Origin of the sequence: Dietzia sp. UBA5065 (genome assembly GCA_002415925.1) — a bacterium.
Lineage (GTDB): Bacteria > Actinomycetota > Actinomycetes > Mycobacteriales > Mycobacteriaceae > Dietzia.
Map to the genome: position 1 here is coordinate 1 of DIAZ01000142.1, position 25,351 is coordinate 25,351.

The following is a 25,351-nucleotide window of genomic DNA, read 5'->3' on the forward strand; positions in this document are numbered from 1 at the left end:
TCGTCGTCGTCGTCGTCGAAGGCGTCGTCGTCACCGTCACCGCCCTCTCCCCGGTCCCCACCGTCCACGGTGGCGAGGGAGGCCGACGCGCGGGCGAGGTAAGCGTCGATCCGCTCGCCGTTCTCGGGCCCGAGCGAATCGCTCATCACCCCGGGGCTGCGCGGCAGCTCGGCCCCCAGCGCGGAGAGGATCGCCACCAGCGCCAGGACGATCACCACCCCGACGCCGGCGATCCGGAGCCCCCGCGCGAGCGCGGTCATGCCGAGCGCAGGATGTCGAGCGCGTGCTGGAGATCGTCGGGATAGGTGCTGGAGAAGTCCACGCGCTCGCCGGTGCCCGGGTGCTCGAAACCCAACCCCACGGCGTGCAGCCACTGCCGCTCGAGACCCAGGCGTTTGGCGAGCACCGGGTCGGCGCCGTAGGTCAGGTCGCCCGCGCACGGGTGGTGCAGGGCCGAGAAGTGCACGCGGATCTGGTGGGTGCGCCCGGTCTCCAGGTGCACCTCCACGAGCGAGGCGGCCTGGTGCGCCTCGAGCGTGTCGTAGTGGGTGATGGAATGCTTGCCGTCGGAGGTCACGGCGAACCGCCAGTCGTTGGACGTGTGCCGGCCGATCGGCGCGTCGATCGTCCCGGACGACGGATCGGGGTGCCCCTGGACCAGCGCGTGGTAGGTCTTGTCCACGGTCCTGTCGCGGAACGCCCGCTTGAGCAGCGTGTACGCCCGCTCCGAGGCTGCCACCACCATGAGGCCGGACGTGCCCACGTCCAGGCGGTGGACGATCCCCTTGCGCTCCGGCGGCCCGGAGGTGGAGATGCGGTACCCGGCGGCGGCGAGGCCGCCGATCACGGTGGGACCGGTCCACCCGACGGAGGCGTGCGCGGCCACGCCGACGGGCTTGTCGACGACGACGATGTGGTCATCCGAGTACACGACCGCCATCCCCTCGACCGGCTCGGCGACCACCGCCGGCTCGGCCCGCGGGTCCGGCATCTCGACCTCGATCCACGACATGCCGGTGAGCTTGTCGGACTTGCCCACGGCCCGGCCGTCGACCAGGACCTTGCCCTCACCGGCCAGGTCGGCGACCGCCGTCCGCGAGATCCCCAGCAGGCGGGACACGCCGGCGTCGACCCGCATCCCGTCGAGGCCGTCGGGGACGGGGAAGGTGCGCAGCTCACCCATCGGCGTGGTCTCTGTCGGCGTGGTCTCTGTCCTGCTCACGCGACCCGTCGATGTCCATCCCCCTGAGCACGGCCACGGCGACCACGATCACGCCGGCCACCAGGCACGAGTCCGCGACGTTGAACACCGGCCACCAGCCCACCGAGACGTAGTCCACGACGTGACCCTGCAGGATCCCCGGGGCACGGAAATAGCGGTCCACCAGGTTGCCGGCGGCGCCGCCGAGGATCAGTCCGAGGCCCCACGCCCACCACCGGGAATGGACCCGGCGGGAGAACCACAGCAGTCCCAGCACCACGGCGGTCGCGACCAGGCTCAGTACCACCGTCGACTCCGTGCCCATGGAGAACGCCGCTCCGGGGTTGCGCAGGAGCACCAGCCTCACCGAGTCGCCGATGATCCGCACCGGCCGCCCGCCCTCGAGGGTGGCGACCGCGACGACCTTGGCGATCTGGTCGACCAGCACGATCACGGCCGCCACCGCGAGCATGAGCACCGGTCCTGCCCGGAAGAAGCCCGGGTGGGCACCGTCGGGCGCCGGCCCCGGCGCGTCGGACCGCGTCCCGTTGGTCTCCGTCATGGGTCCCAGTATCGCTGATGCCGCGGCGGGCCCGGCCGGCCCGGGTGCCGGACCCTCTAAGCTCGGGCCTCGTGGACCCCCGATCATCGCTGACCCCCGGCCCCTCCCGAGACGCGCGCGGCGGCCGCCGCCTCCTCGCCGCGATCCTCGCCGCGACGCTCGTGGCCACGACCGCCGCCTGCTCGGACGGCGGCACCGGCGGCGACATGGCGGCCGGCGGGCCGGGCGCCGCGCAGGAGTCCCGGGCCCTCGAGCCGGCGGTGCGGGTCGATCCCGGACCCGCCCCCACCGTGGAGGTGCTCGAGAAGGGCTCGGGCGAGCTGCGGGTGCTCGCGTACGCCCCGTCCCTGGAGCCGGCGGTGGTCGCGGTGACCCGGTCGGGGTCGTCCCGCACCACCGTCCCGGGGGCCGAGCCGCGGACCGACGAGACGCCCGAGCAGACCCTCACCGTCGAGGGGCGGTCGGAGCCCGACGTCGACGGCGCGCAGCGCGCCACGGTCACCGCCCGCGAGTTCACCTCGGTGGACGAACTCCGCGCCGCGCAGTTCGCGACCGCGCCCGGGTTCACCGTGACGTGGACGCGCAGCGCCGACGGGATCGTGCGCGGGTTGTCGCTCGAGGCGCCCGCGGAGGCGACCGACGCCGCCCGCGCGGGCGTGGAGATCACGGCGAACGCGGTGTCGGACGCGACGGTGGCGTGGCCGACGGAGCCGATCGGGGTCGGGGCCCGCTGGACGGTCACCCGCGCGGTCGACGACGCCGTGGCCCCGACGCGCGTCGTCACCTACCGGCTCACCGCCCTCGACGGCGACGTGGCCACCGTGAGCCTGGAGATGACCGCGCCCGAGCCCGCCGCCACCCTCGACGCCCCGGCGGCCGACGGCGGGCCGGGTGTGACCCTGGCGGTGGACGCCTACGAGGTCACCGGCTCGGGCGAGCTGACCGTGGACCTGCGCGCGGCGCTGCCGGTGGAGGGAACGACCGAGTCCTCGACGCGGGCCGTCTACGTCGACCCGGCCACGGGACGGCGGACGACCTACGTCGAGGACTCGGTGCTGGAGTTCCGCAGCGCGGGCTAGACCGGGGCCCGGTTCGGCCAGGCCCCGGGCTCCTGCCCCGGTCGGTCGGTCAGGCGACCGCGCAGCTGGCCGGCGCCTGGAGCCCCGCGTTGGTGATGAGCGCGCACGCGAAGGACTTCTGCAGCTGCCACTGACCGTCCTGCTGGATGAACTGCGCCTGGACGTTGATGGGCTCCTGGCCCGGCTGCGAGATGACCGCGTTGGCGATCAGCGTCCCGGGGATGTCGCCCTCCGCGACGCCGGTGATCGTCACGGTCGCCCCCTGCTCGGCCTTGAGCGCGGCGATCTGGTCGAAGATCTCGGGAGCCTCGGCCCCTCCCTCGACCAGGGTGACCTTCTCCTCCACCGGCACCGCCGGGTCCGAGGCCCGGTCGAGGAGCAGCGTGAGCTCCTCGGCCGTCGGCACGGCGGCGACCTGCCGTGATGCGGAGGTGGGGGCCGGTGCGGTCTCGCGCCCGCCGTCCTCGTCCCCGCCACACGCGGCGAGGCCGCCCAGGGCGAAAGCGGACAGGGAGACTGCGGCAATGGTCCGTCGAAGACTCACGCGTGGTCCTTTCGTCGTCATCTGCGGCTGGAGGGCCATGTCACCGGCCCAACGAACACTGATGGGCCATTGTTCCACCGACAGCGGCCCGGGTGGTTGACGCCGGGCCGGGAGACCACCACTGTGGGGCGGGTGAACAGCGCCCAGACCAGCACGGACACCCCCCACGTCGTGATCTGTACCACCGGCGGCACGATCACCGCCTCGACGGCCGCCGGTGGGGTCGTGGTGGCCGGGGACTCGGGCGGCGCCACCGAGTCGATGCTGGCGCAGTTGCGGGCGGTCCTGCCCGGCTCCGTGCGGGTCAGCGCGCGGGCCGTGCTCGACGCGGACTCCTCCACCTTCGGCCCCGCGGAATGGGACGTGCTCGTCGACGCCGTCGCCGACGTGCTCACCGATCCCGGGGTGTCCGGGGTGGTGGTGGCCCACGGGACGGACTCGCTCGAGGAGACCGCGATAGCGCTCGATCTCCATCACCACGACTCCCGCCCCGTCGCGATCACCGGCGCGCAGCGCCCCGCCGACCACCCCGAGCCCGACGGCCCCGCCAACCTCCTCGACGCCGTGTTGCTGGCCGCCGACCCGGTCTCGCGGGACCTCGGTGTGCTGGTCGTGGTGGGCCGGGCGATCCTGCAGGCCCGCGGGGTGCGGAAGTGGCACACCACCGAGACCGTCGCGTTCGCCCGCAACGCCCCGGATCATCCCGTCGAGGGGCTTCCCGCCGAGCTCGAGCGACCCACCCTGTCCGGCCGGGCCCGTTTCTCCGACGTCCGGGTGGACGTGGTGGCCTGCCCTCCCGGGTCGGACGCCGTCGCCCTGCGCGCCTGCGTCGCGGCCGGGGCCCGCGGGCTCGTCCTGGAGGGCTCCGGGTCCGGGAATCTCCCGCCGCTGGTCGCCGAGGCGGTCGCGGAGCTGGCCGACTCCCGGCCGGACATCGTGGTGGCCGTCGGCACCCGCGTGCCCCGCGGTGAGGCCACCGCCACGTACGGCGGTCTCGGGGGCGGTGCCGAACTCGCCGGTCGCGGGGCGCTGAGCTGCGGATACCTCCGCTCCGGCCAGGCCCGGGTCCTGCTCGCGGCCCTCCTCTCGCGGGCCAACGCGGGTACGGGAGCCGAGGCCGCGGCCGCCGACGAGGTCCGCCGACACTGGCCCCGCTACCACCTCTACAGCTGACTAGCCGGCTCGCGAACGCCTCCCCCTCCGACCTGCGCTGCCCCTTTGCCCGGAAATCCCCCGCTTGCGCTGCCCCTTCGACCCGCGCTGCCCCTTTGCCCGGAAATCCCCCGCTTGCGCTGCGGGATCGGTCCATTCAGCCAGCGCACCCCGGGGAGCGCTCACGGGGAGGCGCCGGCGTCTGAGCCGCGCTGCGGGAACGGTCCAGACACGCAGCACAACCGGGCCGCGGAGACGCTGCCCCGCTCCCGGCCCTCCGACCCGCGCTGCCCCTTTGACCCGCGCTGTCCCTTTGCTCGGAAATCCCCCGCTTGTGCTGCGGGATCGGTCCATTCAGCCAGCGCACCCCGGGGGGGCGGGCGCCGGGGGGCGGGCGCCGGGGGGTCACCAGCCGAGGGAGTCCAGCGGGTCCGCGGTCTCCAGCACCGGGTCGTCCTCGGCGAAGGTCCTCATCCGACCCGGCCCGGTGACCGCGGTCTCGAACCGCACGGACACCCGGCCGAGCCCCGAGCCCTGCACCCAGCCGTGGCCGAACTCGGGGTGGCGCACATCGGCACCGGTCCGGAACCGCTCCCGATGCCCCTGCCGCCACGCCCCGATGGCCGCAGGAGCGTGAACCGGCTCCCCGGACCCGGCCCCACCACCGGCGATCGCGGGCTCGTCGTCGTCGGTCGTGACGGTCGTCCCCACCCCCACGATGTCGGGGAGGTCGTCGTCCCGGTCGCCGACGAGGGTGTGCCGCACCTCGGGGACGAACTCCTGCTCGAAGAGCGCGTCCTGGTGGATCTCCGTCAGCCCGGACAGGCCCACGCCGAGCAGACGGATCGCGCCGAAGTCGACGGGGTCCGGGGCCAGTGACAGGGCCACCGCGATGACCGTCTCCAGCGAGGTGGTGCCGGCCGGCAGCGTGAACGAGCGGGTGATCGAGGTGAAGTCGGAGCGCTTGACCTTCACCGTGACGGTCCGGGCCGCGCGACCGTCGGACAGCAGCCGCCGGTGGGCCCCCTCCGCGGACCGCCGCACCGCCACCGCCACCTGGCCGGCCGTGGTGAGGTCGGCGGCGAACGTGCTCTCGGCGCTGATCTGCTTGGCCTCGGCCCGCTCGTGCACCGGCCGGTCGTCGTACCCCCTCGCGATCCGGGCGATCGCCGGGCCCACGGTCCGCCCGAGCGCGTGGACCACGTCGTCGTCGTCCATCGCGGCCAGGTCCCCGATGGTGGCGATCCCGAACTGCGACAGCCGCTCCCCCGCGACCGGCCCCACCCCCCACAGGCTCCGGACCGGCAGCGGGTCGAAGACCTCGGCGTGGTCCCGCCGGTGCACCACCGCGATGCCGTCCGGCTTGGCCAGCTCCGAGGCGATCTTGGCGTACTGCTTGCCCGCGCCCGCGCCCACGGAGGCCGGCAGGCCCGTGGTCTCGCGGATGGCCGCGCGCAGGTCCCGCGCCCACCCGCGCGTTCGCTCGACGTCGGCGCCCCGCAACTCCGGCGGCTCGAGGAAGGCCTCGTCCACCGAGACCTGCTCGACCACCGGCGCGTGCTGCGCGAACACCTCGAACACCCGTCGGCTCAACGCGCGGTACACCGCCATCCGCGGCGGCAGGAACACCGCCGAGGGCCCCACCAGGCGCCTGGCCTGGTGGGCGGGCATCGCCGAGCGGGCCCCGCGCGCGCGGGCCTCGTACGAACAGCCCGCCACCACGCCGCGGCCGCCGACCCCGCCCACCAGCACCGGCCGACCCCGCAGGGTCGGCCGGGTGAGCTGCTCGCAGGAGGCGAAGAACGCGTCCATGTCCACGTGCAGGACCCACCGGTCCTGCGCGTCGGCCACGTCGGCACCCGTCCCGGATCAGGCCCGGCCGGGTCAGACCCGCGCCAGCGTCATCCTGACGCCCTCGGCGAGGTCGACCGGGTCGCCGTCGGAGACGTCCAGGGCGTCGACGACCGCGAGGTCGGTCGCCAGCACCTCGCCGGCGATGAGCCGGGCGTGCCGATCGGCCCACTCCCGGCGGGCCGGCGGGACCTCCAGGCGGACCCGGATGCGGTCGGAGATGTCGAATCCCGCCCCGCGGCGGGCCTCCTGGATCTCGCGGATCCGGTCCTTGGCCCAGCCCTCCGCCTCCAGCTCCTCGGTGACGGTGAGGTCCAGGACGACGAGCCCGGCACCGGCCGGCAGCGCGGCCGTGGACTCCGGGTCGGCGGCCACCAGGCGGTGCTCGAACTCGCCGGTCTGCAGCTCCACGCCGCCGGCGGTCACCACCCCGTCGACCTCGGACCAGTCGCCGATCTTGGCGGCCTTGATGCACGCCTGCACCTGCTTGCCCAGCCGCGGCCCCGCGGCGCGGGCGTTGACGGCCAGCTCCATCCGGCCGTGCGCGGCCACATCGGTGGTCAGGTGCACCGTCCGGACGTTGACCTCGTCGGCGATGATCCCGACGAACGGCTCGAGCTTCCCGGCGTCCGGCATGGCCACGGTGAGGGAGCCGAGCGGCAGTCGCACGCGCAGCTTCTTGGCCTTGCGGATCGAGGACACGGTCGAGCACACGTCGCGCACGGCCTCCATCGCCTCCACCAGGCCGGCGTCGTGGGGCAGCTCGTCGGCGGCCGGCCAGTCCGCCAGGTGCACCGACTCCTCGCCGGTCAGGCCGGTCCACACCACCTCGGACATGAGCGGCAGCAGCGGCGCCGCCAGCCGCATGGTGGTCTCGAGCACCGTGTAGAGGGTGTCGAACGCGTCGCGGGAGTCCTGGCCGGACGACTCGCCCGCCCAGAACCGCGCGCGGGACCGGCGCACGTACCAGTTGGTCAGGGCGTCGGCGAACAGCCGCAGCTCGTCGCAGGCGGCGGCGATGTCGGTGACGTCCAGGGCCGCGGTCATGGCGTCGCGGGTCGAGGCCAGGCGCGACAGGATGTAGCGGTCCAGGACGTGCGGAGAGTCCGTGCGCCACGTGGCGCGCTCCGAAGCGTACAGCTGGAAGAAGCTGTACGAGTTCCACAGCGGGAGCATGGCCTGGCGCACGCCCTCGCGGATGCCCTGCTCGGTCACCACGAGGTTGCCGCCCCGGAGGATGGGCGAGCTCATGAGGAACCAGCGCATGGCGTCGGAGCCGTCGCGGGCGAACACCTCGTTGACGTCCGGGTAGTTGCCCTTGGACTTGCTCATCTTGAGCCCGTCGCTGCCCAGGACGATCCCGTGGGCGGCGACGTGGGTGAACGCCGGGCGGTCGAACAGCGCCGTGGCCAGCACGTGCATGGTGTAGAACCAGCCGCGGGTCTGGCCGTTGTACTCCACGATGAAGTCGCCCGGGAAGTGGGTCTCGAACCACTCCTTGTTCTCGAACGGGTAGTGGACCTGGGCGAACGGCATGGACCCGGACTCGAACCAGCAGTCGAACACGTCCGCCACCCGACGCATGGTGGACCTGCCCGTCGGGTCGTCGGGGTTGGGCCGGGTGAGCTCGTCGATGTACGGGCGGTGCAGGTCGGTCGGCCGCACCCCGAAGTCGGCCTCGAGCTCGTCGAGCGAGCCGTAGACGTCCACGCGCGGGTAGGCCGGGTCGTCGGACTCCCACACGGGGATCGGCGCCCCCCAGTACCGGTTCCGGTTGATGTTCCAGTCGCGGGCACCCTCGAGCCACTTCCCGAACTGCCCGTCGCGGACGTGCTCGGGCATCCACGTGATGTGCTCGCGGTTGAGCTCGACCATGCGGTCCCGGAACGCGGTGACCTTGACGAACCACGCCGGCAGCGCCATGTAGATGAGCGGCTGCCCGGAGCGCCACGAGTGCGGGTAGGAGTGCTCGATGGTCTCGTGCCGGATCAGCCGGCCCGCCGCGCGCAGGTCACGCGAGATGGGAGTGTTGGCGTCGAACACCAGCTGGCCGGCGTACGGCGGGACCTCGGAGGTGAACTTGCCGTCGGGACCCACCGGGATGACCAACTCGATTCCGGCGGCGTCGCACGCGTCCTTGTCCTCCTCGCCGAAGGCGGGAGCCAGGTGCACGATGCCGGTGCCGGACTCGGTGGTGACGTAGTCGGCCGACAGCACGACGTGCGCACCCGCGTGGCCGGCGAAGAAGTCGAACGGCGGGGTGTAGCGCAGCCCCACCAGCTCGGTGCCCTTGACGGTGGCCGTGACCTCGGCGTCCGCGCCGAACTCGGCGGCGTACACGTCGCGGCGGGCCTCGGCCACGACGAACGTGCGGCCGGCCAGGTCACCGGAGTCGACCCGGACCACCGCGTAGTCGATGTCCGGGTGCACGGCGGCGGCGAGGTTGGACGGCAGGGTCCACGGCGTGGTGGTCCACACCAGCGCCTCGGCGCCCTGGAACGGGCTGTCCTGCGGCGCCTCCAGCGGGAGGGCGACGGTGACGGCGGGGTCCTGCCGCATCTTGTACGCGTCGTCCAGGCGGGTCTCCTGGTTGGACAGCGGCGTCTGCTCGTACCACGAGTAGGGCAGCACCCGGAAGCCCTTGTAGACCAGTCCCTTGTCGTAGAGGCGCTTGAACGCCCACAGCACGGATTCGGTGAAGTCGATGTCGAGGGTCTTGTAGTCGTTCTCGAAGTCCACCCAACGGGCCTGGCGGTGGACGTACTTCTCCCACTCGTCGGTGTACTGGAGGACCGACTTCTCGCAAGCGTCGTTGAACTGGGCCAGGCCCATGTCGAGGATCTGGGACTTCTCGGTGATCCCGAGCTGCTTCTCGGCCTCGAGCTCGGCCGGCAGACCGTGGCAGTCCCAGCCGAACCGGCGCTCCACCTTGTACCCGCGCATGGTGCGGTAGCGGGGGACGACGTCCTTGACGTACCCGGTGAGCAGGTGCCCGTAGTGGGGCAGGCCGTTGGCGAACGGGGGCCCGTCGTAGAAGACGTATTCCTCCGCGTCGCCTCGGTGGCGGATGGACTGGCGGAAGGTGTCCCGCTCGTCCCAGCGCGCCAGGACCGTCTCCTCGAGCGCGGGGAACGACGGCGACTGCGCCATGGTCCCGCCGGCGAGGTCGAGGATCGGATACGCGCTACCCGTGGCGGCGGGTTCGGGGTTCACGGTCTCGGGGCTCATGTGGGGCGGACTCCTCGCGTACGGGGCCCGCACGAGTTCGCACCCGTGGGGCCGGCAGGCCTGCGCTCGGGGACGATCCGGCTACGACTGGCGCATCCGTCCGCGGTACCACCCCGTTTGGCGACGACGTGCGACGCCCACTCGTGGGTCGGGCTGTGACGGGCTCCCCCGTTCGGTTCTACTGAGCCGCCCCTGGACCCGGGGTCGACCGTTCTTCCGAGCACTCCCCGGTGATGGCCGGATCGCGGTGCACCCGGCTCGCGGCCGGACAGTCGCCGATGCTACCCGTCGGCGCGGGCACCCGCCTCCTCCGGCTCCCCGGAGGGGGTGCCGCCCTGGTCTCCCTTCGACCCGTGCCCCCGGATCAGGTCGATCACCAGCAGCAACAACCCGAGGGCGCCGACCCCGATACACGCCCAGGCCCAGGCGATCTGGCCCGTCGCCACGGCGGCCACGAGGAAGGCGAAGCCGAGGATCGTCAGTCCGAGCGCGGCGACGAGCATCCGTTCCTCCTGCTGTTGCGACATGACCCGGTCGTGACGAGTGGGTCCCGGGCGGACCCATGTCGTCCGGACAGGCCCCCCGAATATACGTCGGTCCCCGCACCCTGGGCAGGGGCGGGGACCGGACGAACGGTGGGGCGGGTTACTCGGCCCGGTGGCCGCCGTCCTTGGTGGAGCCCTTCTCGGGCGCGCCGGCCTTCTCCGCGGACGCGGCGGGGGCCGCCGACCCGGACTTGCCGAGCTCGGAGAGCTGGTTCTCCAGGTAGCTGGTGAGCCGGCTGCGGTAGTCCTTCTCGAACGTCCGCAGCTGGTCGATACGACCCTCCAGCACCCCGCGCTGCTGGTTGATGGTGGCCATGATCTCGGTGTGCTTGCGCTCCGCGTCCGCCTGCAGGGCGTCGGCCTTGGCCTGGGCTTCCTTGATCTGCTGCTCCGAGCGGGTCTGGGCGTCCTTGACGATCCCGTCCGACTTGGACTTGGCGTCCCCGAGGATCTTGTCGGCTTCCTTCCGGGCGTCGCCGACCATCTTCTCCGACTGCGTCTTGGCGTCGCCGACCAGGCGGTCGGACTCGCCGCGCGCCTTGGACATGAGCCCGTCGGACTCCTTCTTGGCCTCCCCGGTGAGCCGGTCGGCCATCTCCTGCGCCATCGCGAGGACGCGGGCGGCGCGCAGGTGGGTGTCGGAGTTCGCCGCGCCGCCGTCGTCCGTCTTGGCGAGAGAGGGGGTCGCCGCGGCCGGGGCCGGGGCGGCCACCGGGGCGGCGGCGGCGGCCACGGGGGCCTGCGGCTGCTCGACGCGGCCGGCACCCGAACCGCCCGCGGAGTCACCGGAGGACTTGCCGGCCTTGTCGGCCGCCTTGCGGGCCTTCTCGAGGTCCTTGGTCAGCTCCTCGACCCGCTGACGGAGATCGTCGTTGTCCTCGACGAGGGTTCCGAGCTCCTCCTCTACCAGGTCGAGAAACTGATCGACCTCGTCCTCGTTGTAGCCGCGCTTACCGATCGGCGGCTTGGAGAACGCGACGTTGTGCACATCGGCTGGAGCCAAGCGCATGGGATACCCCTCGTGGTCGTCTCGGGTGCCGGCCCGGCGTTCTCGCACCGGACCCACGACATCATTACTACCTTAACGCGTGCCAATCTAGTCACATTCGGCCCGCGCGTCACCAGCGGCCGGCGATCCGCCTCACACGACGGTCCTCATGAGGCCGCTGAGGATCAGCTGGATCACGATGATGATCACGAACAGGACCAGCACGGACAGGTCCAGGCTCACCTGGCCGACCCGGACCGGCTTGATCACCTTGCGCAGCGCCTTGACCGGCGGGTCGGTGATGGTGAACAACCACTCGAGGATCACGGCGACGAAGCCGCGGGGGCTCCAGCCACGGGAGAAGGAGGCGATCATCTCCACGACGATCCTGGCGAGCAGGAGATACCAGAAGACCTGGGTGATGATGTACAGGACGACGAGGGTTTCACGCACGGCACAACCCTACTGGCACCCCGGGCTCCCGCCGCCGCCGGCACCCGCACCGCCGGGGGCTCAGCGCCTGAACGCGCCGTTGACGGCGTCGCGGACCTCGGCCTCGGTGAGGTCCATCCCAGCGGGCTGCAGCAGGAAGGTCCGCTCGCGGTCCGCGACCTTCTCCATGCGCCCGTCGAGGCCGAACACCAGTCCGGCGGCGAAGTCCACCATGCGGCGGGCGTCGCCGGAGGCCATGGTCGACAGGTCCAGGACGACGGCCCGGCCGGCACGGAAGTGCTCGCCCAGGCTCTTGCCGTCGCCGAAGCCGCGGGGGCGCTCGACCACGGTCTCGGGAACGGTCACCAGGCCGTCCTCGACGAAGTTCTCCTCGGGCGCCAGCGCGACCGCGCCGCGGGTGGCGGGGACCCCGCGCAGCGCCGCGCGGGCCCCGGCCTCGGCCGCGTGGTAGCGGCGCGGGCGGGGGGTGGGCTCGTCGAGGCGACCGCGGGCGCGACGCTCCGCGGCCGCGACCTCGGCCTGGTCCACGTCGGCGAGCCGCGAGCGGGGGGCCGGCTCGTCCGCGAACCGGTCCGCGGCGTAGCCGTAGTCCTCGCGGCGGTCGCGGGCCGCCGGGCCGAGGTCGTCGGTCTCGTGCAGGGCACGGGATCCGCGGACGTCATGGTGGACAGGGCGGTCGTAGTCGTCGAGGTACTCGTCCTCGTACGCCGCGACCGGCGCCATTCCGAAGTACTCCTTGAACCGGGCGATTGCGCTCATCTTCCGGGGACCTTCCTGATACGGGGTCGTCGCGGTCTGGTCGTCGCGGGAACGCTCCCCGCGAGGCTGGGACTCAACCTACTGGCCGGGGCCCGAGGATCGCCGTTCCGACACGCACGCAGGTCGAACCCGCGCCGATCGCCGCCTCCAGATCCCCCGACATCCCGGCGGAGAACTCGACGGCCGCGGGGTGATCCCTGCGCAGCGCCTCCCGGACACCGGCGGCGTCGGCGAAGTGGGAGGCCGGATCCCCCTCGAGTGGGGGCACCACCATGAGCCCGGCCAGGCGTAGGTGGGCGAGGCCCGCGACGTGGTCGGCGAGGGCGGGCAGGTCCCCGCGGTCGACCCCGCCGCGCGAGGTGTCGCCGTCGAGGCTGAGCTGCAGGAGGACGGGGAGCGGGCCCACGCCGTCGCGCTCCCCCTCCGCCCGGGCGCGGCCCCTCTCCAGGCCGTCGGCGACCTTGACGGAGTCCACCGAATGGACGCGGTCGGCCCACCCGGCCACCGCGGCGGCCTTGTTGGACTGGATGTGGCCGATCATGTTCCACCGCACCCCCGCCGCCAGGGCCGGTTCGGTGGCCCCCAGGTCGGCCACCTTGGCGGCGGCCTCCTGCACGCGGTTCTCCCCGATGTCGCGTACCCCCAGGCGGGCGAGCCGCGCGACGTCGGCGACGGGATGGAACTTGGTGACGACGACGAGGTCCACCTCGTCGGTCCGGCCCGCCGCCGCCAGGGCCGCGTCGAGGCGCCCGCGCGCCTCGGCCAGTCGCTCGGACAGCTCGCGGGTCCGGGGATCAGTCATGGGCGCCGGTGGCCGGGCGATCGCAGCGGTACATGGCGGTAACCTATCGGAGTCCCCGGACCTGCCGCCACCACCGAGTCGCGGCCCCGGTCGCGTCGTTCAAGGAGTGTCGTCATGTCTCCCACACCCACCCCGCGGACCCTCCGGCGGCTGGCGCTGATCTTGGCCGCCGCCGGGTCCGCGGCGCTCCTGCTGACCGCCTGCTCCGCCGCCTCGGATCCCACGGTGTCCGACCAGGCCGCCTCCGACCCGGCCGTGGGCACCTGGGGGGTCGACGCCGAGCACGCGCCGCAGCTGGTCCTCTCCGAGGACGGGTCGTTCACCGGCACCGACGGCTGCAATCGACTGTTCGGGCGCTGGGAGCGGGGTGGCGACGCCGTCTCCTTCAGGGACGTCGGTTCCACCATGATGGCCTGCCCCGACGTGGACACCTGGCTCGCCGGGCTCGACTCCGCCCGGGTCGACTCCGCCCGGGTCGACTCCGCCGGGGCCGACCGCGACACGCTGCACGTCTTCAGCGCCGCCGGCGCCGAGATCGGCGCCCTCGCCCGGGCCTGACGGGCGGTCGCGGTGCGCGACGGTCCCCGCGGGGACCGTCAGGCGGTCCGCCAGATCACGCTGGCCTGTCGGCCGGTGCGTCCCTGCCGCCGATAGGAGAAGAGGGTCTCGTCGGCGATGGTGCAGCGCGGATCGGAGTCCACCCGCGTCACGCCCAGCCCGGCGAGCTGGCGGGTGATGCCCACGCGGAGGTCCACCCCGGCGGTGCCCGCGGCGGTCCGGGTACGGCTGCCGGGCAGCGCCGCCTCCACCTCGTCGGCGAGGTCGTCGGGCAGTTCGTAGTGCCTGCCCGCGGCCGCCGGCCCCAGCAGCACCGTGATCCGGTCGGGGCGGGCACCGAGCGAGCGCATCGCGCCGATCAGCGAGGGGACGATCCCCCCGACCGCGCCCACGCGCCCGGCGTGCACCGCGCCGATCACCCCGGCCTGCTCGTCGGCGGCGAGGACCGGCACGCAGTCGGCGGTGAGGACCGCCAGCGCCAGGCCCGGGCGGTCGGTGACCAGCCCGTCGGTGGCCGGCACGGGCCCGCCCGTCGCGCGGGTGACGCGGGCGATGCGGGTGCCGTGGACCTGGTCCATCCACACCACGTCGGAGGCCGGGAGCCCGAGCCGGCGGGCGAGGCGGGCCCGGTTCGTGGCCACCGCGGCGGGCGAGTCCCCCACGTGGTCGCCGAGGTTGAACGAGTCGAAATCTCCCGAGGACGCTCCGCCGCGGCGGTCGGTGACCACCCGGCGGACGCGCCCGGGACCCTGTGGGCCCATGCCCGGGCTCAGTGCCGCATGAAGGGCGGGACGTCGATGTCGTCGTCCTCGTCGCGGCGGCGCGACCCCGCCGCGCCGGATCCGGGATGCGTCGCGGGCTCATCGCGGTGCTCCTCGCGACGGCGCCCGTCGAGGGGGGTCGATCCGAGTCCGGCGGCACCTGCGGTGTCGCCGGAGGCTCCGGGGACCGACTCGTCGTCGTCGATGTGGTGGCGGCCGCGGCGCGACTGGCCCCCACCCGCGCCGACCTGGCGGGAGCCGCCCTCGAACCCGGCGGCGATGACGGTCACGCGGACCTCGTCGCCCAGGGAGTCGTCCACGACGGTGCCGAAGATGATGTTGGCGTCGGGGTGCGCCTCCTCCTGGACGAGCGTCGCGGCCTCGTTGATCTCGAACAGGCCGAGGTCGCTGCCGCCGGCGATGGACATGAGCACGCCCTTGGCGCCCTCCATCGTGGTCTCGAGCAGCGGCGAGTTGATCGCGGCCTCGGCGGCCTTGAACGCGCGCCCCTCGCCGCGCGAGGAGCCGATGCCCATGAGCGCGCTGCCGGCGCCGGACATGACGCCCTTGACGTCGGCAAAGTCGACGTTGATCACGCCGGGGGTGGTGATGAGGTCGGTGATGCCCTGGACGCCGTTGAGCAGGACCTCGTCGGCGGTCTTGAAGGCCTCCATCATGGACACGCCCGCGTCGCCGAGCTGCAGGAGCCGGTCGTTGGGGATCACGATGAGCGTGTCGCAGGCCTCGCGCAACTGGTCGATGCCGGTGTCGGCCTGTCCGCCGCGACGCTTGCCCTCGAAGGAGAACGGGCGGGTGACAACGCCGACGGTCAGAGCGCCGAGCTTGCGCGCGATGGCCGCGACGACGGGCGCGCCGCCGGTGCCGGTGCCGCCGCCCTCGCCGGCGGTGACGAAGACCATGTCGGCACCCTTGAGGACCTCCTCGATCTCGTCCTTGTGGTCCTCGGCGGCCTTGCGGCCGACCTCCGGGTCCGCGCCGGCCCCCAGCCCGCGGGTCAACTCCCGGCCCACGTCCAGCTTGACGTCGGCGTCGGACATGAGCAGGGCCTGCGCGTCGGTGTTCACCGCGATGAACTCGACGCCCTTGAGGCCCTCGTCGATCATCCGGTTGACGGCGTTGACGCCGCCGCCGCCGATCCCGACGACCTTGATGACTGCGAGGTAGTTGTGCGGTGAGCTCATCGAGGCCCGGCCTTCCTATGGGGGTGTCGTGCGCGGTTGAGTGCTGTCTCGGCGAACCCACCCGGAGCCTCAAGTCTCACCCTCTACTAGAGGGTTAAACTTGCTGGTCAGGGGCCGTTTCCGCCGTCGGGACACACGCTAAGCGCAGCGGCCCCGCGCGGCCACGAAGCGCGCGGGCGTGTCGGGTCTACCGCGACGCGGGCAGTGCGGGATTGGACACGTTCCAGGTCTGACCGGGCTGCTCGAGGACCATCTGAAGCGCGACGGCCTTCTCGTGGTCCCGTCCGGCGGCACCCCACTCGATGATCCGTCCGTCCGCCAGCGTGAGCACGATCGACGCCGGGGTCGGCACCGCCACCGCGGCGATCTCCTGCCCCGCCGTGACCCGCACCTCGGCGAAGACCGTCGCCAGGTCCCGCACGATCCCGGGCAGGTCCGCGCGCGCGTCCTGCCCGACGGTCAGGGTCGGCGTCCCCGGGGGAGGCTCCCCCTGCCCGAAGTCGATGCCCTGGCCGTCCACCAGGTGCTGGGCGCCGTCGACCTCGACCACCACCAGGGCGGTCCGCTCGATCAGCTCGATCCTCAGGCCCGACGGGTAGTCGCGCGTGACGGTCACCTCGTCCACCCGCGGGATCCCCGCGACCCGCCGGGCCACCGCGTGGGTGTCCACCTGCAGCAGCGGCGTCCCGGGCGCGACCGCCGCGCGCTCGGTCACCGCCTCGACCGGGATGGTCCGGACCCCGTCCACCTGCACGGTCCGCACGGAGAAGACCGGCAGGAAGTACAGCGCGACGTACCCGACGAGCAGGACGAGCAGCGCCGCCCCCAGCCCGGCGTAGATGCGGTTGGTACGGCGTCGCCGCCGGCGCAGGGTCGCGCGGACCGACGGGTCGGAGTGCCGCACCCGCTCGTCGGAGCGGCGGACCGTGGCGGCCGCGATCCTCCGGTCCGGATCGTCCGTCGTCGCCGGGTCCGCCTCGGCCCCCGGACGGTCGGGCGACGCGTCCGTCACTGCCCGGCCCCCCTCACGAATCCGTCCCGGTCCCCGCCGGCCCGGCCACGATCCTCGGGCCCAGCGTGGTGATGTCGCCCGCGCCGAGGGTGAAGAGCACGTCCCCGGGTCGGGCGATGGCCCACACCGTCTCCAGGGCGCCGTCGAGATCGGGGACGTGGTGCACCGGGGAGGTCACGTGGCGGGCCACCGTCCCCCCGTCGACACCCGGTTCGGGCTGCTCGCGCGCGCCGTAGACGTCGACCACCACGACCTCGTCGGCCGCCGACAGGGCCCGGCCGAACTCCTCGGCGAAGATCCGGGTGCGCGAGTACAGGTGGGGCTGGAAGACGGCCACCAGCCGGCCGCCCTCGGCGTCGACGATCTCCCGGCCCGCGCCAAGCACGGCCGCGACCTCGGTGGGGTGGTGGGCGTAGTCGTCGTACACCCGGACCCGTCCGCCGGCCACCTCGAGGGACCCCTTGGGCTCGAAACGACGGCCGACCCCCCCGAAGCCCGACAGTCCGCGGAGGAACCCGTCGACGTCGAACCCGGCGTCCGCCCCGACCTCGCGGGCCGCCAGGAGCGCGGCGAGGGCGTTGAGCGCCATGTGCTCGCCCGGGGTGCCCACGTGCAGCTCCCCGTGCGGTGCGCTGTCGAGCGTGAGGCGGGCGCGCGTCCCGGCGGAGTCGACGACGATCCCGGAGAGCTCGCCCGCCACCGGCAGGTCCGTCCCCGGACCGTCCGCCGTGCGGTACCCGACCACCCGGACACCCCCGGCCGCGGCGCGACGGGCGCGCTCGACCGCCCCCTCGTCGTCCAGGCACACCACCAGCACGCCGGTGTCCGGGATGCGGGCGAGGAAGGAGTCGAACACCTCGAAGTAGGCCTCGGCGGTGCCGAAGTGGTCCAGGTGGTCCGGTTCGGCGTTGGTGAGGATCACCACGTCGGGCCGGTAGTGCACCAGCGAGCCGTCGGACTCGTCCGCCTCGGCCACGAACACCGGGTCGGCGCCACCGCGCGCATTGGTGCCGAACTGCAGGACGGTCCCGCCCACGGCGAAGGACGGGTCCGCACCGGCCGCGAGCATCCCGGCGATGAGCATCGACGTGGTGGAGGTCTTGCCGTGCGTCCCGCACACCATGATCGAGCGACCCGAGCGGGCGAGGTGGCCGAGGACCTGCGAGCGCGTGACCACGGGGATCCCCGCGGCCCGCGCCGCGATCAGCTCCGGGTTGTCCGCGGGGATCGCGGCCTTGGAGACCACCACGATCTCCGGGGCGGCCCCGAGGAGGTCCAGGGCCGCGGCGTCGTGGCCCACCCGGACGACCGCCCCCCGATCCTCGAGGGCGCGCAGCTCGGCGGAGTCGCGGGCGTCGCTGCCCGAGACCGCCACGCCGTGGTCGAGGAGGATCCGGGCGACCGCGGACATCCCGGCGCCCCCGATCCCGATCATGTGGACCCGGGCCAGGGTCTCGGGGACCGAATCCCCCGCCGCCGGCTCTCCTGGGGTGGTGCTGTGGGTCAACTCCGGGCCTTTCCGGCGGCGTCGAGCGCGATCCGCGCCACGACCTCCGCCGCATCTCGGGAGCCGCCGCGGACCGCGGCGGCGGACATGGTGTGGAGGCGGTCCGGGTCGAGCGCCAGCGGCAGGACCTCGGACCGGAGGAAGCCCGGGGTGAGCTCGGCGTCGTCGACGAGCATCGCGGCCCCGCCCGCCACGAGGTCGCGGGCGTTGAGCGCCTGCTCGCCGTTGCCGTGCGGGAGCGGGACGAAGACCGCGGGCAGCCCGACCGCGGACACCTCGGCCACGGTGATCGCCCCCGAGCGGCACAGGATCAGGTCGGCGGCCGCGTACGCCAGGTCCATGCGGTCGAGGTACGGGACGGCGACGTACGCGGCGCCGCCGCCGGGGACGCGCGGGGCGTCCGCCACGTTCTTCGGGCCCACCGCGTGCAGCACCCCCACACCGGCGCGGGAGAACTCCTCGGCGACCCCGGCCATCGCCGCGTTGAGGGACCTCGCCCCCTGGGAGCCGCCCACGACCAGCACGGTGGGCGCGGAGGGGTCCAGGCCGAAGAACGCCCGGGCCTCCGCGCGCAGTCCGGCCCGGTCGAGGGTGGCCACCGAGCGCTTGACCGGGTTGCCCACCACCCGGGCGTCCAGGCCGGAATCGCTGACCGCGGCCAGGGTCGCCACCGCGAACCTGGCGCCGAGCCTGTTGGCGATCCCCGCCCGGGCGTTGGCCTCGTGGACCACGATCGGGACCCTGCCCCTGGTCGCGGCCGCCGCCAGGTACACGGGGACGCAGGCGTACCCGCCGAAGCCCACCACGACGTCGGCGCCGGTCCGGCGCAGCACGTCCCGGGCCCCGCGGACCGCCCGGATCAGCCGGACGGGGAGCCTGACGAGGTCGCCGCCGACGCGGCGGGGCATCGGCACCGGGTCGACCAGCTCGAGGGGGAACCCCCGGCGCGGCACCAGCTCCGTCTCCAGGCCCCTGGGGGTGCCCACCGCGGTGACCCGGGCGGTCGGGTCGAGGTCCATGACCGCCTCCCCCACCGCGAGCGCCGGCTCGATGTGGCCGGCGGTCCCGCCGCCCACGACCACCACCGAGAGCCCCTCGGTCCGCGGGGCACTCATCGCTCCCGGCTCCGATGGATCGGGCTGGGCCGGCCGGCACCGGGCGCCTGCCGCGTCCCGGAGTCGGGCGGGGCCGCGGGGCTCCTCCGCTGCCGGTCCTCCGCCTCGCGCCCGCGGACGGTGCGGGCGGTGCGTCCGGTGACCGCGGTGGCACCGCGGCGGTCGCGGGCGGCAGCGCCCGGGATCGGAATCGACTCGTAGGCCGGGGCCGGCGACGCGCCCCGCGCCTGGCGGGGCGCCCGCGCGGGACGCGCGGCGGGCTGCCGGGTGACGGGCTCGCCGTAGCGTCGGGTTCCGGCGCTCGACCGGCCGGGGGTGTCCGACGCGGGGACGGGTCGACCGGGGCGGTACGGGCGCGGTTCCGGCAGGGAGTACCACCGGCGACGGTGTCGGGCGGGCGAGCTGAGGATCGCCGAGATCGCCTCGGGCTCGTGCCGGGCGCAGTTGGCGAGCAGCCCGAGGGAGGTCAGGGTGACCACCGCGGAGGTGCCGCCGTTGGAGATCAGGGGCAGCTGCAGACCCGTGACGGGCAGCAGGCCCACCACGTAGCCGATGTTGATGAAGGCCTGGAGGACGATCGAGGCGGTGACGGTCCCGGCCAGCAGGCGACGGAACGGGTCGACCGAGCGCAACGCGATCCGCATCCCCGCCCAGCCCAGGGCGAGATACAGCGAGACCACCACGGCGGCACCGAACCAGCCGAGTTCCTCGCCGATGATCGCGAAGATGAAGTCGTTGGTCGCCTCGGGCAGGTAGAACCACTTGGCGCTGGACTGGCCCAGCCCCACCCCGAACAGACCGCCGTCGGCGAGCGACAACATCCCCTGGTAGGACTGGTACGCCGATCCCTGGGGGTTGGAGAAGTCGCCCACGAAGGTGTCGAGGAACGTCCGGATACGCTCGAAGCGGTAGGCGAAGGCCACCGCGGACACCGCGAAGACCACGACGCCCAGCGCGATGACCAGGAGGAAGTGGCGGGCCGGGTAGCCGGCGAACCACAGCAGGCACACGAACGCGATGGTCACCGCGGTGGCCATCCCCAGGTCCGGGGCGGCGACGACGAGGGCCGCGATCACGCCGTACCCCACCACCGCGGGGAAGAGCAGGTCGAGCCAGTAGCCGGTCCGCATCCGCTTGGCCACCACCGAGGACGCCCAGATGATGAACGCGAACTTGGCGATCTCGGCGGGCTGGATCGCGAAGAGCTTGAGATCGATCCACCCGCGCGAGCCGTTGACCTCCATCCCGACTCCCGGGATGAGGACGGCGACGAGCAGCACGATGGCCACGAGCAGCAGCGGGAACGCCGCCTTGCGCACCAGCTCGATCCGGGTCCGGAGGGCCACGAGGAACCCCACCCAGCCGATCAGCACGAACAGCGTCTGGCGGAGGAAGATGTCGAACGGCGTCCCGCCCCCGGAGAACGCGAGGACGTTGGAGCTCGACAGCACCATGCCCAGGCCGATGACGGTGAGCAGGCAGGTGACCACCATCACGACGTGGTAGGAGGTCAGCGGAGCCCGGTTGACGGCGGCGAGCGGCGCGGCGATCCGCCCCAACAGGTCCGGTCGGGACCCGGGGTCGGCGGTGGTCGCGGCCTCGGGCGCGGGGCGCCCTCCCCCGCGAGGGGTGTCTTCCTGTGCCATGCCCTTACCTCCCGGCCACACGGCCCACGGCGAGGACGAAGCTGCGCCCGCGGTGGCCGTAATCGGTGAACATGTCCATCGACGCGGCGGCGGGGGCGAGCAACACGGTGTCGCCTCCGGTGGCCATCCGTGCGGCCTCGGCGACCGCCCGGTCCATCGTCTGCTGCGGCTCGTCAGGACCCGCGGCCCCGTCATCGTCTCCCGAGGCCAACTCCACGACGCGCACCGTGGGGGCGTGTCGGGCCAATGCCTCGGCGATCCGCCCGCGATCGCGGCCGATGAGCACCACGCCGCGCAGGACCCCGGCGACCTCCGCCACCAGGGGTCCCACGTCCGCCCCCTTGAGCAGGCCGCCGGCGATCCACACCATCCGCCCTCCCGCGAGCAGCGAGGTGCGGGCGGCGTGCGGGTTGGTCGCCTTGGAGTCGTCCACGAACCGGACACCGTCGACGGTGTCCACGAGCTCGGCCCGGTGGGCGGCCACGGTGAAGCCCCGGAGGGCGGCGGCCACGTGCTCGGGCCGCGCCCCCACGGACATCGCCACGGCCGCGGCGGAGAGCGCGTCGAGGATGCCGGCGGGCCCGGGCGGGCGGACGTCCGCGGCGGGCAGCAGCGCCACCTCGTCGTCGTCCCCCTCCCCGTCCCCGATCCGCGCGGCGAGCACGCCGTCGATCACGCCGTACTCCCCCGCCCGCGGCGCCCCGAGCCGCACCCCGATCCGCGTGGCGGCGGGCGCGGCGGCGAGGAGTCGCGCGGCGATCCGGTCCTCGGCGCCGGCCACGGCGACCCTGCCCGTGAGCACCTGCGCCTTGGCCGCGGCGTAGGCCTCCATCGACCCGTGCCAGTCCAGGTGGTCCTCGGCGACGTTGAGGACCACGCCCACGTCGGGGCGGCAGCTCGGCGCCCAGTGCAGCTGGAAGCTCGACAGCTCGGCCGCCAGGACGTCCACCCGCGGCTCGGCCAGCAGGACGTCGGTGATCGGCAGGCCGATGTTGCCGCACGCGCGCGCGGCCATCCCGGCCTCCAGGCACATCGCCTCGAGCATCGAGGTGGTGGTGGTCTTGCCGTTGGTGCCGGTCACCGCCAGCCAGGTGCGGCGCGGCCCGAACAGCTCGGCGGCGTCGGCGCGCCACGCCAGCTCGACGTCGCCCCACACCGCGACGCCGGCGGTGGCGGCGGCCACCAGCAGGGGGGAGTCCGGACGCCATCCGGGGCTGGTCACGACCAGGTCCACGCCGCCGCGGGCGCCGGTCCGGCCGAGCAGGGCGGCCGCGCGCTCCAGGTCGATCCCCTCACACCCCACCCCGTGGGGCAGGCCGTCGCGCAGGCGCGCGATGGCCTCGGGGCGCGAGTCGGCCAGGATCGGCTCGGCACCCAGCGCGTGGAGGATGCGCACGGCGCCGGGACCGGAGACGCCGGCACCGAGCACCAGCACCCGCAGCCCGGCGAGCGCCCGGACGTCGGGGCCCTGCCCGCCTGCCGCGGTCACATGGGTCGGCTGGGTCACGTCGGTCGACCGGGTCACGTCAGTCACGTCGGTCATCCCGTCGAGCTCGCGAGCCAGTCGCCGTAGAACAGCGCGATGGCCAGGCCGCAGGAGATGGCCACCAGCAGCCAGAACCGGGCGGTGACGGTGGTCTCGGCCCAGCCGCCGTTCTCGAAGTGGTGGTGGATGGGCGTCATCCGGAACGGGCGAAGGCCGGTGGTGCGGTACGCCGCCACCTGGATGAGGACGGAGACGAACTCGATCACGAAGACCGCGCCGACGACCACCATGAGCAGCTCGGTCCGGGAGACCACGGAGACGCCGGCGACGATGCCGCCCAGGAACATCGATCCCGTGTCGCCCATGAAGATCTTGGCCGGGGCGGCGTTCCACCACAGGAAGCCCAGGCAGGCCCCGAGGGCGGCCGAACACACCACGGCGATGTCGAGCGGATCCCGCACCTGGTAGCACCCCGACAGGTCCACCCCCTCGGCGGTGGAGAAGCACGAGTACCGGAACTGCCAGAAGCTGAACACCACGTAGGTGCCCATGACCATGGCCATCGACCCGGCGGCCAGCCCGTCGAGTCCGTCGGTGAAGTTGACCGCGTTGGACCAGCCGTAGACCAGGATGACGATGAACACGAGGAAGACGACGACGGGGAAGGTCACGGCGACGAAGTCCCGCACGTAGCTCAGCGACCGGCTGGCCGGGGTGAGCCCGTCCGGGTTGCGGAACTGCAGCGCGAGGATGCCGAACGCGATGGCGGCGACCACCTGGCCGATGGTCTTGGACAGGATGCCCAGGCCCTTGTTCTGGCGCTTGAACACCTTGAGTCCGTCGTCGACGAACCCCACCACGGCCAGCGCGGTGGCCAGGCCCAGGATGAGCAGCCCGGACGCGGTGAACCCGCCGCCGCCGACGGTGAGCTGGCCGATCCCCCCCGCCACGATGTATCCGAGCCAGACGGCGGCGAGGATCGCGATGCCGCCCATGTTGGGCGTGCCCCGCTTGCTCATGTGGGACTGCGGCCCCTCGAGCCGGATCTCCTGCCCGAACCCGCGCCGACGGAAGTAGATGATGAGCAGGGGTGTGAGGAAGATGCTCACGACAAAGGCCACGATGCCTGCGACCATGATCTGGGTCATTCGGACTTCTCCTCACCACGCGTCGCCAGCAGCTGCTCGGCGACGCTCCACAAACCGACGGCGGACGACGCCTTGACCAGGACCACGTCCCCGGGTTCCACACGCTCGGCGAGGATGTCCATCGCCTCCTCCGGGGTCTCGACGTGCTCGGCCTCCGATCCCCACGAGCCCTCCTGGATCGCGCCCTGGAACAGCGCGCGTTGCGGCCGACCCCGTCCGACCACCACCAGCTGCGACACGTCGAGCCTGACGAGGAATCGTCCCAGGAGGTCGTGCTCGGTGACCGAGTCGTCCCCGAGCTCGGCCATCTCGCCCAGCACCGCCCAGGTCCGACGGTGGCCCCCGGGCGTCCGCGCCATGACCGCCAGGGACTTGAGCGCCGCCCGCATGGAGTCGGGGTTGGCGTTGTAGGAGTCGTTGATCACGGTGACGCCGTCGGCGGTCACCCGCACGTCCATCCGCCGCGCCGAGGCGGCCTCGGCGGTACCCAGCGCGGCGGCGACGGCGCCCGGCTCCATCCCGCAGGCCAGCCCCACGGCGGCGGCCGAGAGCGCGTTGCCCACCTGGTGCTCGCCGTGGACCCGCAGCGCCACGTGGGCGTCACCCGACGGCGTGACCAGCCGGAAGGAGGCGCGCACCTCGCCGTCCAGCGTCACGTCCTCCGCCCGGATGTCCGCGGACCGGCTCATTCCCACCGTCACCACCTCGGCGACGGTTCGACGGGCCATGGCCAGCACGCGGTCGTCGTCGGCGTTGAGGACGGCGACCCCGCCGTCCGCGGCCGGGGGCAGGGCCTCGACCAGCTCGCCCTTGGTCGCGGCGATCACGTCGCGGGAGCCGAACTCGCCCAGGTGCGCGGTGCCCACGTTGAGCACCACCCCGATCCTCGGCGGCGCGATCCGCGCGAGTTCGGCGATGTTGCCGGGCGCCCGGGCGCTGAGTTCCAGGACGAGGAAGTCGGTGGTCTCGTCGGCCCGCAGCGCGGTCCACGGGTGCCCGATCTCGTTGTTGAACGACCCGGGAGGGGCGACGACCGTGCCCGCCGCGGACAGGACCGCCCCGATGAGGTCCTTGGTGCTGGTCTTGCCGGACGACCCCGTCACCCCCACCACGACGAGCCCGTGCTCGGCGACGAGCCGGTCCACGCTCGCGCGGGCGAGGAGGCCGAGCGCGACGAGGACGGCCGCGCCGGACCCGTCGGAGTCGGCGGCCAGCGCCATGGCGTTGGTCTCGCGCCGGTCGACGGGCGGCACCACGATCTGAGCGCCGGACACCCCGTCCACCTCGCGGGCCACCACGGCGGCGGCCGCTCCCGCGGCCAGGGCGCGGGCGACGAAGTCGTGTCCGTCGACGCGCTCGCCGGGCAGCGCCAGGAACAGGCCGCCGGGCCGGAGCCGTCTGGAGTCGAACTCGACGGACCCGGTCACGGGCGTGGCCGGATCGCCTCCGACCAACCGACCGCCGACGATCCCGGCGATCTGGCCGAGGGTGAGGTCGATCATGAGGTGCTGTCCTCCGTCCCGCCCGGCGAGGCGGAGCCGCCCAGGCGTCTGGTGAGTTCTTCGGCCGCGCGGACCCGGTCGTCGAAGGGGGCCACGGTACCGGCCACCTCCTGGCCGGTCTCGTGTCCCTTGCCCGCGATCAGCACGACGTCGCCGGAGCGCGCCCAGTCGACGGCGGCGGCGATCGCCGCGCCACGGTCCGCGATCTCCACGACCCGCGCCCGGTCCCCCGCCGCGGCCTCGGCACCCG

Annotated in this window: 22 protein-coding genes and 2 pseudogenes; 3 read left to right on the plus strand and 21 right to left on the minus strand. The window is 73.6% G+C overall.

Translation table 11 applies throughout. The features are described from left to right. From B4M60_RS11430 to lspA, 3 genes and pseudogenes are all read right to left on the minus strand, one after another. Window positions 1-260 (minus strand): annotated as a pseudogene (locus B4M60_RS11430) (hypothetical protein); the annotation flags it as partial. Beyond that, the gene (locus B4M60_RS11435) at window positions 257-1,183 is read right to left on the minus strand and encodes an RluA family pseudouridine synthase (RefSeq protein ID WP_291083985.1); all 927 of its coding nucleotides are present in this window, start codon (window positions 1,181-1,183) and stop codon (window positions 257-259) included. The pseudogene B4M60_RS11430 and the gene B4M60_RS11435, both read right to left, overlap by 4 nt. Continuing rightward, a complete protein-coding gene (lspA, locus tag B4M60_RS11440; RefSeq protein WP_291083881.1) occupies window positions 1,176-1,763 on the minus strand; it encodes a signal peptidase II in 588 nt (195 codons plus the stop codon). Before lspA ends, B4M60_RS11435 begins: the two co-directional genes overlap by 8 nt. A gap of 71 nt (window positions 1,764-1,834) precedes the next feature. On the opposite strand from lspA, the gene B4M60_RS11445 reads away from it, so the two are divergent. Further along, window positions 1,835-2,842, plus strand: a complete 1,008-nt coding sequence (locus B4M60_RS11445) for a hypothetical protein (protein ID WP_291083884.1) — start codon at window positions 1,835-1,837, stop codon at window positions 2,840-2,842. Window positions 2,843-2,891: 49 nt separating this feature from the next. On the opposite strand, the gene B4M60_RS11450 is transcribed toward B4M60_RS11445, so the two are convergent. After that, window positions 2,892-3,386, minus strand: coding sequence for a hypothetical protein (locus tag B4M60_RS11450; RefSeq protein ID WP_291083887.1), 495 nt, complete (start codon window positions 3,384-3,386; stop codon window positions 2,892-2,894). Window positions 3,387-3,518: 132 nt separating this feature from the next. Between B4M60_RS11450 and B4M60_RS11455 the strand changes: the two genes are divergently transcribed. Further along, window positions 3,519-4,559 carry an asparaginase gene (locus B4M60_RS11455; RefSeq protein WP_291083890.1) on the plus strand — a complete coding sequence of 347 codons (1,041 nt, stop codon included), beginning with the start codon at window positions 3,519-3,521 and terminating at the stop codon, window positions 4,557-4,559. A gap of 384 nt (window positions 4,560-4,943) precedes the next feature. Here the strand turns inward: B4M60_RS11455 and B4M60_RS11460 are convergent, their stop codons facing one another. The 7 genes from B4M60_RS11460 to B4M60_RS11490 all read right to left on the minus strand — a co-directional run bounded on the left by B4M60_RS11460 (window position 4,944) and on the right by B4M60_RS11490 (window position 13,164). After that, window positions 4,944-6,389: a DNA polymerase IV gene (locus B4M60_RS11460; protein ID WP_291083893.1), complete on the minus strand. Its 1,446-nt coding sequence runs from the start codon at window positions 6,387-6,389 to the stop codon at window positions 4,944-4,946. 33 nt (window positions 6,390-6,422) lie between these two features. Continuing rightward, a complete protein-coding gene (ileS, locus tag B4M60_RS11465; protein WP_291083896.1) occupies window positions 6,423-9,617 on the minus strand; it encodes an isoleucine--tRNA ligase in 3,195 nt (1,064 codons plus the stop codon). Between the two features lie 281 nt (window positions 9,618-9,898). Next, complete coding sequence (locus B4M60_RS11470) at window positions 9,899-10,144, minus strand: hypothetical protein (RefSeq protein WP_291083899.1); 246 nt, start codon at window positions 10,142-10,144, stop codon at window positions 9,899-9,901. A gap of 118 nt (window positions 10,145-10,262) precedes the next feature. After that, entirely contained in the window at window positions 10,263-11,171 is a 909-nt protein-coding gene (locus B4M60_RS11475) for a DivIVA domain-containing protein (protein ID WP_291083902.1), read from the minus strand. Window positions 11,172-11,303: 132 nt separating this feature from the next. Then, window positions 11,304-11,603 (minus strand): YggT family protein, encoded by a 300-nt coding sequence (locus tag B4M60_RS11480; RefSeq protein WP_291083904.1) that lies wholly within the window; start codon window positions 11,601-11,603, stop codon window positions 11,304-11,306. 60 nt (window positions 11,604-11,663) lie between these two features. Continuing rightward, window positions 11,664-12,362 carry a cell division protein SepF gene (locus B4M60_RS11485; protein ID WP_291083906.1) on the minus strand — a complete coding sequence of 233 codons (699 nt, stop codon included), beginning with the start codon at window positions 12,360-12,362 and terminating at the stop codon, window positions 11,664-11,666. Between the two features lie 73 nt (window positions 12,363-12,435). After that, a complete protein-coding gene (locus B4M60_RS11490) occupies window positions 12,436-13,164 on the minus strand; it encodes a YggS family pyridoxal phosphate-dependent enzyme (protein ID WP_291083907.1) in 729 nt (242 codons plus the stop codon). Between the two features lie 114 nt (window positions 13,165-13,278). Between B4M60_RS11490 and B4M60_RS11495 the strand changes: the two genes are divergently transcribed. Continuing rightward, window positions 13,279-13,722 carry an META domain-containing protein gene (locus tag B4M60_RS11495; protein ID WP_291083910.1) on the plus strand — a complete coding sequence of 148 codons (444 nt, stop codon included), beginning with the start codon at window positions 13,279-13,281 and terminating at the stop codon, window positions 13,720-13,722. Between the two features lie 38 nt (window positions 13,723-13,760). Here B4M60_RS11495 and pgeF read toward each other — a convergent pair whose 3' ends face one another. The 10 genes and pseudogenes from pgeF to B4M60_RS11545 all read right to left on the minus strand — a co-directional run. Next, complete coding sequence (pgeF, locus tag B4M60_RS11500; protein WP_291083913.1) at window positions 13,761-14,483, minus strand: peptidoglycan editing factor PgeF; 723 nt, start codon at window positions 14,481-14,483, stop codon at window positions 13,761-13,763. 8 nt (window positions 14,484-14,491) lie between these two features. After that, on the minus strand, window positions 14,492-15,685 hold the full coding sequence (ftsZ, locus tag B4M60_RS11505; RefSeq protein ID WP_291083916.1) for a cell division protein FtsZ: 1,194 nt from the start codon (window positions 15,683-15,685) through the stop codon (window positions 14,492-14,494). Between the two features lie 187 nt (window positions 15,686-15,872). Then, a complete protein-coding gene (locus B4M60_RS11510; protein WP_291083919.1) occupies window positions 15,873-16,697 on the minus strand; it encodes a cell division protein FtsQ/DivIB in 825 nt (274 codons plus the stop codon). 13 nt (window positions 16,698-16,710) lie between these two features. Next, entirely contained in the window at window positions 16,711-18,204 is a 1,494-nt protein-coding gene (gene murC, locus B4M60_RS11515) for a UDP-N-acetylmuramate--L-alanine ligase (protein ID WP_414646792.1), read from the minus strand. Beyond that, window positions 18,201-19,319, minus strand: coding sequence for an undecaprenyldiphospho-muramoylpentapeptide beta-N-acetylglucosaminyltransferase (murG, locus tag B4M60_RS11520; RefSeq protein ID WP_291083922.1), 1,119 nt, complete (start codon window positions 19,317-19,319; stop codon window positions 18,201-18,203). Before murG ends, murC begins: the two co-directional genes overlap by 4 nt. After that, window positions 19,316-20,965, minus strand: coding sequence for a putative lipid II flippase FtsW (gene ftsW / locus B4M60_RS11525; RefSeq protein WP_291083925.1), 1,650 nt, complete (start codon window positions 20,963-20,965; stop codon window positions 19,316-19,318). Before ftsW ends, murG begins: the two co-directional genes overlap by 4 nt. A gap of 4 nt (window positions 20,966-20,969) precedes the next feature. Continuing rightward, window positions 20,970-22,454: a UDP-N-acetylmuramoyl-L-alanine--D-glutamate ligase gene (gene murD / locus B4M60_RS11530; RefSeq protein WP_291083989.1), complete on the minus strand. Its 1,485-nt coding sequence runs from the start codon at window positions 22,452-22,454 to the stop codon at window positions 20,970-20,972. 50 nt (window positions 22,455-22,504) lie between these two features. After that, complete coding sequence (mraY, locus tag B4M60_RS11535) at window positions 22,505-23,599, minus strand: phospho-N-acetylmuramoyl-pentapeptide-transferase (protein ID WP_291083928.1); 1,095 nt, start codon at window positions 23,597-23,599, stop codon at window positions 22,505-22,507. Next, window positions 23,596-25,101 carry a UDP-N-acetylmuramoyl-tripeptide--D-alanyl-D-alanine ligase gene (locus tag B4M60_RS11540; protein WP_291083931.1) on the minus strand — a complete coding sequence of 502 codons (1,506 nt, stop codon included), beginning with the start codon at window positions 25,099-25,101 and terminating at the stop codon, window positions 23,596-23,598. The genes mraY and B4M60_RS11540 overlap by 4 nt, the downstream gene beginning before the upstream one ends. After that, window positions 25,098-25,351: pseudogene (locus B4M60_RS11545) on the minus strand (UDP-N-acetylmuramoyl-L-alanyl-D-glutamate--2,6-diaminopimelate ligase); the annotation flags it as partial. The gene B4M60_RS11540 and the pseudogene B4M60_RS11545, both read right to left, overlap by 4 nt.